Annotated in this window: 5 protein-coding genes; 3 read left to right on the top strand and 2 right to left on the bottom strand. The window is 47.0% G+C overall.

The annotated features are described in order from the left end of the window. Positions 1 to 166: 166 nt before the first annotated feature. On the top strand, positions 167 to 529 hold the full coding sequence (locus ACFORF_RS11145) for an OsmC family protein (protein WP_380428222.1): 363 nt from the start codon (positions 167 to 169) through the stop codon (positions 527 to 529). A gap of 215 nt (positions 530 to 744) precedes the next feature. On the opposite strand, the gene ACFORF_RS11140 is transcribed toward ACFORF_RS11145, so the two are convergent. Together ACFORF_RS11140 and ypfJ are read right to left on the bottom strand one after the other, a co-directional pair. After that, positions 745 to 1,077: a helicase BlpT gene (locus tag ACFORF_RS11140; protein ID WP_380428220.1), complete on the bottom strand. Its 333-nt coding sequence runs from the start codon at positions 1,075 to 1,077 to the stop codon at positions 745 to 747. 168 nt (positions 1,078 to 1,245) lie between these two features. Further along, positions 1,246 to 2,166, bottom strand: coding sequence for a KPN_02809 family neutral zinc metallopeptidase (gene ypfJ, locus ACFORF_RS11135; RefSeq protein WP_380428218.1), 921 nt, complete (start codon positions 2,164 to 2,166; stop codon positions 1,246 to 1,248). Between the two features lie 440 nt (positions 2,167 to 2,606). Here ypfJ and rexB point away from each other — a divergent pair, with 440 nt between their 5' ends. Both rexB and addA read left to right on the top strand, forming a co-directional pair. Then, positions 2,607 to 5,918, top strand: a complete 3,312-nt coding sequence (gene rexB / locus ACFORF_RS11130) for an ATP-dependent nuclease subunit B (protein WP_380428216.1) — start codon at positions 2,607 to 2,609, stop codon at positions 5,916 to 5,918. Between the two features lie 3 nt (positions 5,919 to 5,921). Further along, positions 5,922 to 9,572 carry a helicase-exonuclease AddAB subunit AddA gene (gene addA / locus ACFORF_RS11125; protein ID WP_380428214.1) on the top strand — a complete coding sequence of 1,217 codons (3,651 nt, stop codon included), beginning with the start codon at positions 5,922 to 5,924 and terminating at the stop codon, positions 9,570 to 9,572. Positions 9,573 to 9,874: the final 302 nt, after the last annotated feature.

Below are 9,874 nucleotides of genomic sequence, written 5' to 3'. Positions count from 1 at the left end.
ATCAATCATCGACCGCGAAAATGTTTAGCTTACAGAACAGCTGTTGAAGCTCTCTTGAACGAGTTTAAATAAATGTTGCACTTTTTCTTGCAATTTATCTTAAAAAAATCCGCCGTTACCGCCAGTGTCAAAAATGTCAAACCTGTTTTCAATAAAAGGAGATATCATGTACCAAACTAAAATTACAGGCGATAGCCTCTACCACACAACTTCACAAGGTTACGGCGATAGTGTCGAACTGTTCGGTGCTGTTGATAATGGTGAAACCCCGATGAGCCTGGTCAATATTGCCCTAGCTTCTTGTGTCACCATGTGTGTGCAGGGCTATTTTTGGAAAAAGCAGCAAGTGAATAAGGTTGCGATTGAAACGGATTGTCACTATGAGGACGGTCAGTTTGACCTGACGATTGCAATTGACTACACCTTGACAGAACAGATGCGTAAGGACATTCTAGCCTATGCCAATGACTATTGTCGTGTCAAGCAGTTATTTAAAGAGGAAATCGTCGTTAATATGACTATAGTCTGATAAATCAGGCTTGTTATGTTTTCAAAATAGAATAGTAAAAAAGGCTTGAATCGCTGAGTGTAAGCAGCTGATTCAGAGCCTTTTAATTATAATTAAGTTTTTTCTCCTTAGACCCACACAAAATTAAAGTAGACAGGGTAGGTTTACTTAGTCTTAAGAGAGTGAGGTAAGGAACCCTAAGAATGCCTTGAGTTGATGATGAAAGAGTATAAATGTCAGATGGTCGCTGTCCAGCCATAGAGGCTGAGCTCTTTTTGAACAACATCCGTATGGAAACGGTCGTAGGCTCGCCAGGCGACCTCAGTCTGATCATCGAAGGTTAAATGGGACAGGCCTTTTAAAACACAGATGGATTTGTAAAATTTTTCCAGGGCTATTAGAACTGTATTATCTACTTTTTTTGCCTTGTTGAGGTCTGCGAGGGTGGTTTTTAGGTAGGTTTGCACCCGAAGTTGGTCTTGAGTTTCAGTCGGATTTTGCTCAAAGGCCTCTTGCATGGTGGTTAAAAGCGCTTTGGCTTGGGCCAAAATGTCAATTGTGTCAGTCATGTCAGACACCTCCTTGTGTTTTGTCTCTAGTATAGCATAGGTTGTCCATAGCAGAGCAGTTTTGCCTGAATGGTTATTATTTCACCCTGAATGGCAGTAATGGCTGGTCTGCTCTGCAATTTCCTAAAAAATACAGAAAAAGACCAACCGAGTGGCTGGACTGTGTGATTAGATATTGGCACTGAAAGTATCGCCGTGCTCGATATCACCATATTGATAACCACGGTTGAACCAATATTGACGTTGTTCAGACGTTCCGTGGGTGAAGCTGTCTGGCATGGTTCTACCATAGGCTTCTTCTTGTAAGGTATCATCCCCAACCGCGTGGGCAGCTTGCATGGCTTCGTCAATATCTCCCATCTCAAGATAGCCTTGTTCTTCGACGTACTTGGCCCAGGCACCAGCGTAATAATCGGCCTGAAGTTCCAAGCGAACATTGAGGGCATTAGCATCTTTTTCTGAAAGGGTTTGACGTTTTTGGTAGTAGGCGTTCATGGTGCCAAGTTCATTTTGAACGTGGTGACCAACTTCGTGGGCAATAACGTAGGCCATAGCGAAGTCACCTGCTGCATTATACTTGGTCGTTAGTTCACGGTAAAAAGAAATGTCAATGTAAACCTTCTGGTCTGCAGAACAGTAGAAAGGTCCTGTTTCGGTTGATCCTTGACCGCATCCTGTTGAAATAGCATCTGTATAGAAAACCATTTTTGGTGCCGAATAAGTTTTACCACGCTCAGCAAATTCCTGGGTCCAAAATTCCTCTGTTGTAGCCAGTACCTTGCTCATGAAGACAGCTTCTTCATCAGACACGTCACTCGGTGCGCTCTCGACCTGACTGGTATCATAAGAATTGTAGTTAATAGAGCTACTACCAAGCCCAAGATTACCGAGGCTAGACATCCCACCGAACATTAAAAAGACCAGGAGCAGAAGAATTTTCCCCTTCCAACCCATCCGTGAAAAAATGAGGGATAAAAGACCAGTGTTGAGTGAGGAACCTGAACCACTGCCATAACTGTAGCCTGAACTGCTAGATTGTCCACGACGATCCTCAATATTCTTACTTTCATTTATATTATCTGTTTTCATAAGCTAACCTCCAAAGTTACTACTATTATACCAAATTTCTAATTTTGTAACCGTTTTTTGTTCTTTTTTCTGAAAATAGCAGAGCTAGCAGTTGCCAGGAGATTTGTTAGTTTGTTAGGACAGGTTTTAGGGGTTCAGTGGTATAATAGTAGCAGTATGATTTTGAGGTTTGTATAGTCAGTTGAATTAACCTTGATCCATCGTTATTTTCGACTTGCCGTATTCAAGTACTATCTGCGTCTCAATGCCTTGTCTCAAAGCTTTTCATTAGACAATAGATGGACAGATGCAGATGTTTTTCTCCCACTTTATCCTCAAAAAGAATCTGACACTCACTCAAAATCTCATTAGAAAATTCAAGACGATGCAGACGTAAGAGACTTGCAAGGAAAACTTAGGACGTTTCGTGAGATTTTGAAAGAGTAGGAAAAGGAGTCTCTATGAAATTACTCTATACAGACATGAGTCAGGATTTGACAGCTATTTTGGCGCGTGAGGCACAGAGCTACGTAGACCAAGGCAAGCGCGTCTTTTATATTGCCCCGAACTCCCTGTCCTTTGAAAAAGAAAAGCGGGTTCTCAGTTTTTTACCTGAGCAAGCCTCATTTGGGATTACGATTACCCGCTTTGCTCAGATGGCCCGCTATTTCACCCTCAATCATGAGGGTCAAGAGGGTAAGGCTTTGGATACTTTAGGCCTGTCCATGAGCTTTTTCAAGGTCCTATCACAATGTGACGACGGCGACTTGAAGGTCTACGGTCGCCTAAAGAAGGACCCAAGCTTTATCACCAATCTGGTCCAGCTCTATGAAGAGCTCAAACGTTCGCAACTGTCCATCTATGATTTAGAAGGTGTGGATAGTCCTAAGATGGCGGATTTAGTTTTGATTTTCACGCGCTTAGAAGCAAGCTTACTGGAGCAGGACTACGAACTTCAGTCTAAGACCCAATTTTTTCTCCAGCAGGTCCTCTCAGGAGCATTGGATAGTCAATTGACTGACCTGGTACTGGTTATCGATGGCTTCACCCGTTTTTCTGCGGAAGAGGAGCAGGTGGTCCAAGCCCTGCAAAGTCGGTGTTCAGAGATAGTGATTGGTGTCTATGGGACGGAGAAAGCCTATCGCTCGACCTATACGGATGGCAATATCTACCAAGCCTCAGTGGACTTCTTGCGCAGTCTGGCTCAGACCTATGAGGTTAGGCCAGTCTATATCCCGTCGGATGGTCTAGAACGTACTCCAAGTGAGCTGGACACGCAGGCTAAGCTAGCTCTGCTATCGCAAAAAATCGAAAGTCGCCATGATTTTACTGATGATGGGACGAAATTAGTTAATCCAGATACCTATCCTGTCCAGCTATGGGAGGCAGGCAATCAGCGTGAGGAATTGGAGCAGGTGGCTAAGAGTATCCGTGGCAAGCTCCACGATGGCTATCGCTATAAGGATATGTTGGTGTTGCTGGGGGATGTTGAGTCCTATCAGTTGCAGCTGGGGCAGGTCTTTGACCAGTATGAGATTCCTTATTACTTGGGTCAGGCTGAGCCCATGGCTGCCCATCCTCTGGTTCATTTTGTAGAATCATTGGAGCGGTTGAAACGCTATAATTTCCGAGCTGAGGATCTCCTGAATCTGCTCAAGTCTGGCCTTTATGGCACCTTTAGCCGTCGAGAGATTGATAAGTTTGAGCAGTATGTCACCTATGCAGACCTGAAAGGCCAGACCCAGTTTGCCCGTCCTATTCCTGAAAACAGCAAGACCCGTTACGATGAGGAGGCGATTGAAGTGACCAGACAGGCTGTCATGGCCCCGCTTGAGGATTTTTTCAAGGCCCAAGCCCAGTCTGCCACCAGTCTGCTTGAGAAGTTCACCCAGTTTTTGACGGCCATTGACCTCCCTAAAAACATGGCGGATTTTGCCAGAGAGGCGAGTCCAGTTGAGGTCGAGCACCATCAGGAAGTTTGGAAGACCTTTAGTCAGCTTTTGGAGACCATGGCAGAGCTCTTTGGTCAAGATAAGCTCAAGCTAGAAGATTTCTTGGCTCTCTTATCCGCTGGTATGACCACAGCGACCTATCGTCTGGTTCCGGCCACGGTTGATGTGGTCAATGTTCGGTCCTATGAACTGATTGCGCCACATGCCAATCGTTTCGTCTACGCAATTGGGCTTAGCCAGTCGAATTTCCCTAAGGTGACCAAGAATACCAGTCTCATCAGCGATGACGAGCGAATTTTGCTCAATGAAAGAGAAGAAGTCGTCGGCAAATTCGACCTGCCTAGCCAGGACAATCTGCGTCGCAACCACTACGCTGCCATTTCTCTGTTAAACTCAGCGACGGAAGAACTGGTCTTGTCCCGGCCCCAGCTCTTTAATGAAGCAGAGGATGCAGTTTCGCCCTACCTCCATGAATTGGAGGCGATTGGGTTTGAGGTTGAGGACCGCTGGTCCCTGACCCACAAGCAGAGACCAGATGATTTGGGAACCTATTCTGCTCTGCTCTCTCGTCTGGTTGAACTCTTCCAGACAAGTCCTGAGGGAGAAGGCCTGTCCAAGGAAGACCAGACCTTTTGGTCGGTCGCAACGCGAGTCCTCAAGAAAAAATTGGACCAGGATGGCCTCCACTTGCCCCTGATTGATAATAGTCTGCAGACCAAGCCTGTTGCGCCTGAGGTGATGGCTGCCATTTTTCCAACTCAATCTCTGGCTGGGGCTGGACAGTCCTACGACCTCAGCCTATCGGCCTCTAGTTTGACCCAGTTTTACAATAACCAGTACCTTTATTTCTTGACCCATGTCTTGCGACTTTTGGAAGAAGAGTCTATCCATCCAGATGCCATTATCCATGGGAATTTCTTGCACCGAGTCTTTGAAACCTTCTTGAAAAAGCCAGGGTCAGCAATCGAGTCTGTCCTAGAACAAACCCTGTCAGAAGCTCCCTTTGCGGAGGCCTATGCCTTTGATGCAGAGAGTCAGTTTTCAGAGCAGGTCTTGCGGGATATTGCTCGAACGACGGCTAGTTTGTTGGAGCAGGATGAAACGGTACAGGTCCTGGGGCAGGAGTTGGAGTTTGGATCAGACCAGAGTCAGTCACCGTTGATCTTGGACTTGCCAGGTGATAAGCGCTTGCTCATCAAAGGGAAAATCGACCGTCTGGATCAGAATAGAATCAATCAGGCCTATGGCTTGGTCGATTACAAGTCTAGTGATAAGTCCTTTAATCTCGGTCAACTCTACAACAAATTGACGCCCCAACTCTTGACCTATATTTTGGCCCTGCAGACGCCTGGAGCCCTGCACAAGCGAGAAGGCAAGGACTTGACTGCCCTTCATTTGACAGAGCCACAGGTTTATCGCGCAGCCTATCTCCACGCCCATCAACCAGAGGTCTCCCTCAACAAGGCCAAAAATACCGATGATCTGGTCAGCCTAGCGACCAAGGACCTGACCTATAAGGGTCTGGAAGTGGGGGACAAGGGCTACAGCCAGGAGGACCTGGCGCTCATGCTAGCCTATACAGAGAAGCTCTACCGTGATGCGGCAGAGACCATACTCTCAGGTAGCTTTGCTATTAACCCCTATAGTAAAAATGGCAGAGCTGTCGAAGGTGACCAGCTCAAGGCGATTACAGGTTTTGAGGCTGACCTGCATCTGAGCCAGGCCCGCCACCTGACCCAATTTCCTCGTGCCAAGACCAAGGAAGTTATCCTTGAAACCATGCGTCGAGAACTAGAGACTAACCCAGGAAAGGAGAACTAGCATATGTTTGCAGCATTTTTAAGCCCTGAGGACATTCAACAGTTGCAACTGGCGGAAGCCCAAAGTGATAAAGCACAAAAAAAGACCCCAGAGCAGATTGAAGCCATTCATAGCTGGGGACAAAATATTTTGGTATCCGCCTCGGCTGGTTCTGGAAAGACCTTTGTCATGGTCCAACGGATTATGGAACAGCTCAAACGAGGGGTCGGCATTAAGAATCTCTTTATTTCAACCTTTACGGTTAAGGCGGCGGGAGAGCTCAAAGAGCGTCTGGAGACCGAACTCTCCAAGGCCATGCAGGAGGCGGATTCAGACGACCTCCGTCGCCACCTGGCCCAGCAACTAGCAGATGTCCAAAATGCAGATATCGGGACCATGGATGCCTTTACCCAGAAGTTGTTGACGGAGCATGGGTATCTCTTGGGAATTTCGCCCCAATTTCGGATTCTGACCGACAAGAGTGAGCAAGATATTCTCAAAAAAGAGGTCTTTACGGATCTTTTCCGTGACTATCTGACAGGTCCTGATGGCAAGACATTTGAGCGCTTGGTCAGGAATTTTACTGGGAATCGCAAGGATAGCAGAGCCTTTCAGGCTGTCGTGAACACGATCTATGACTTTATCCAGTCCACTAGCAACCCTCAGGACTGGCTCAGAGAGACTTTCTTACTCTCCTATCAAGCTGGTATTGCTCTGCCATTTACCCCAGAAGAAAAAATTGCAGACTTCAGACAGTCCCTCAGGCAGGCAGCCCAGGTCCTGGAGGATGTAACTAACCTAGAGGAATATGGCAAGGCCAAGAAGGATGGGAAGCCGACGGCGACCTACCTCAAGCACCAAGCTATGATCAACCAGCTGGACCAAGCAGAGCAGGGCCTCTATGAACAGGTTGATTTAGCTAGCCTCAGTCAGTTGGCGGGCCAGCTCTATGAGAGTCTGCCAAGTTCAGATGAGGTAACGGTCAAGGGAACTAAGTATCCTGTATTTAAGGACCTCAAGTCCCAGATGGCCAGTGTCGTTCATCTGGAAACTATCCTCAAGTATCAAGGTCAGGCCCTGCCCCTCTTGGAAGTCTTGCAGCGTTTCATGTTGGATTTTACCCAGCAGTATTTGGAGCGCAAGAAGGCAGAGAATGCTTTGGAATTTGCGGATGTTAGCCATCTGGCTATCCAGCTCTTGGAGACTGAGGACCAGGTCCGTCAGAGCCTCCAGGCCAAGTATCATGAGGTCATGGTCGATGAGTATCAGGATACCAACCATACGCAAGAGCGGATTTTAGAGCTCTTGTCCAATGGCCACAATCGTTTTATGGTGGGAGACATCAAGCAGTCCATCTACCGTTTCCGTCAGGCGGATCCTCAGATTTTTAACCAAAAATTTAAACTCTATCAGGAAGACCCTAATCAGGGAAAACTGATTTTGCTTAAGGAAAATTTCCGGAGCCAGATTGAAGTGCTAGAGGCGACCAATGCCCTGTTCAGCCGCCTGATGGATGAGGCTGTTGGTGATGTGACTTATGATGATAGTCATAGCCTGGTGGCAGGCAGTCCTAGACAGCTAGAGCGAGAAGAGAAACACCTGGCTGAGTATCTGATTTACGATACAGACCAAGGCGAGTCTATCCCTGCTAGTGAAGAAGGAGATATGGATCAACCAGCCCTGACCAATGGCGAAGTTGAGCTGGTGGCCAAGGAAATTATCCGTCTTCATCAGGAAGAAGGGGTGGCTTTCAAAGACATAACGCTTTTGGTTGCCAGTCGGACCCGCAATGACAATATCCTCAAAATCTTTGACCAGCGAGGCATTCCTCTCGTGGCAGACGGTGGGGAGAGTAACTACCTCAAGTCCATCGAGGTCATGGTTATGCTGGATACCCTCCGAAGCATCAACAACCCGCTCAATGACTATGCCCTGATTGCTCTTCTCAAGTCGCCTATGTTTGCCTTCGATGAGGATGAGCTGGCTCGGATTTCCCTGCAAGGTCTCCCAGACAAGCCCAAGCAGAACTTCTACGATAAGCTGGTCCAGGCTGATCAAGGCCAGGGGCAGGAGCCAGGCCTAGTGACAGCTTCTTTGGCTGAGAAGATTTCACGTTTTAGGCAGTATTTTGAAGGATGGCGGAGCTTTGCCCAGACCCATAGCATCTATGATTTGATTTGGAAGATTTATCAGGACAGGCTCTACTATGATCACGTTGGGGCCATGGTTAAGGGGGACCAACGTCAGGCAAATCTCTATGCCCTGGCCCTGCGGGCCAATCGCTTTGAACAGACAGGATTTAAGGGACTGCCCCGCTTTATCAGCATGATTGATAAAATTCTCCAGGCTGAAAATGATCTGGCTGATGTTGAGTTGGTCCTGCCTAAAGATGCGGTGTCTCTCATGACCATTCATAAGTCCAAAGGACTCCAATTCCCCTACGTCTTTATCCTCAATATGGACAAGAAATTCGACGGTCGTGACGAAAAATCCAAGGTCATCCTCAGTCGACAAAAGGGAATTGGCATCAAGTACCTGGCTGACATGAAAGAGGACCTTGGCCCTCAGTATCAACTTCCAACAGCCCTTGTCTCCATGGATACCTTTCCTTACCAGACCAATCAAGAAGACCTGCACCTGGCAGCCCTCTCTGAACAAATGCGTCTCCTCTACGTTGCCATGACGCGGGCAGAGAAAAAGCTCTACCTGGTTGGCAAGGCTAGCCAGACCAAGTCGGAGGATAAGTATGGCACGGATACTGAACATGGTCGCTTGCCAGTGGCTCTACGTAAGGAGCTAAGCAGTTTCCAAGACTGGTTCTTGGCGATTGAAGCAGCCTTTCCAGAGATTGCAAAGACCATTCACAAGCAATTTGTGACGGATGCTGATCTGACAGAGGAGGCTATTGGCAAACTTGAGCCAGCTCTGCCATTTGACGCCAGTGACCAAACAGATAATCGCCAATCTGAACAAATTAGACGGGCGCTTGAGGTTATGGCTTCGGTGGACCAACTCAATCAAACCTACCGCAAGGCAATTGACTTGCCTACCCTGCGAACCCCAAGTCAGGTCAAGGCAGTCTACCGGCCTGTGATTGATGGGGATAACCTAGATGTCATGGACAAGAGCTTAATCTTGCAGGAGGAGATTCACTTTGAACTACCTGATTTTGCCAAGAAAAAAGCTGTCACTGCCCTAGAATTAGGATCAGCGACCCATGAACTCATGCAACGGCTGGTAGTATCTGACCTGGTGACTCTGGCAGACCTAGAGACAGCCCTTTCGGCTCTTAATGTCGAGTCAGACGTCAAGGACAAACTAGATCTACTCAAACTTTATGCCTTCTTCTCGACAGACCTTGGTATCCTGATTCAGGAACAGGCAGATAAGCTCCATCGTGAAGCTCCTTTTGCCATGATTGAAAAGGATCCTGAGTCAGATGAAGATTTTGTAATCCGTGGAATTATCGATGGATACCTGCTCCTAGATGATCGGATTGTTCTTTTTGATTACAAGACTGACCGCTACAGCAATCCTCAGCAACTGATTGACCGCTATCAGGGACAGATGAATCTTTACGCCGAGGCCCTGAGAAAATCATACCAAATCCAGCAGGTCGATAAGTATCTTATTCTGCTGGGGGGAGAAACCTTGCAGGTGGTGCAGGTCCCTTAAAATACTGTTGATGAGATGCACTGGAAATAAGGGGGGTTACTCTAAAAAATCCAGGCAAGGTGCCATTGGCTTTTTTGGAGTTCGTCAAGGAAACCTAGCGACGTCTAGCTTTACAGTCGAATGAAGAGCTTTAAGGTAAGGTATTGAGACGTAGACTGTACTTGGGTACCGCAAGTCGAAAATAATGATGTATCAAGGTTAATTCAAATGTCTATAATTTTGAAAGAGTAGAACTCTCCTTCGTCTGTGTCAACTTGTTTCATCATATGACATTTGAGTAAATAGGAAACCATCAAAAAACC

Origin of the sequence: Streptococcus caprae, assembly GCF_042649745.1 — a bacterium.
Lineage (GTDB): Bacteria > Bacillota > Bacilli > Lactobacillales > Streptococcaceae > Streptococcus > Streptococcus caprae.
Note: the sequence above shows the minus strand (reverse complement) of the source record. Positions and strands in the feature narration are given on the sequence as shown.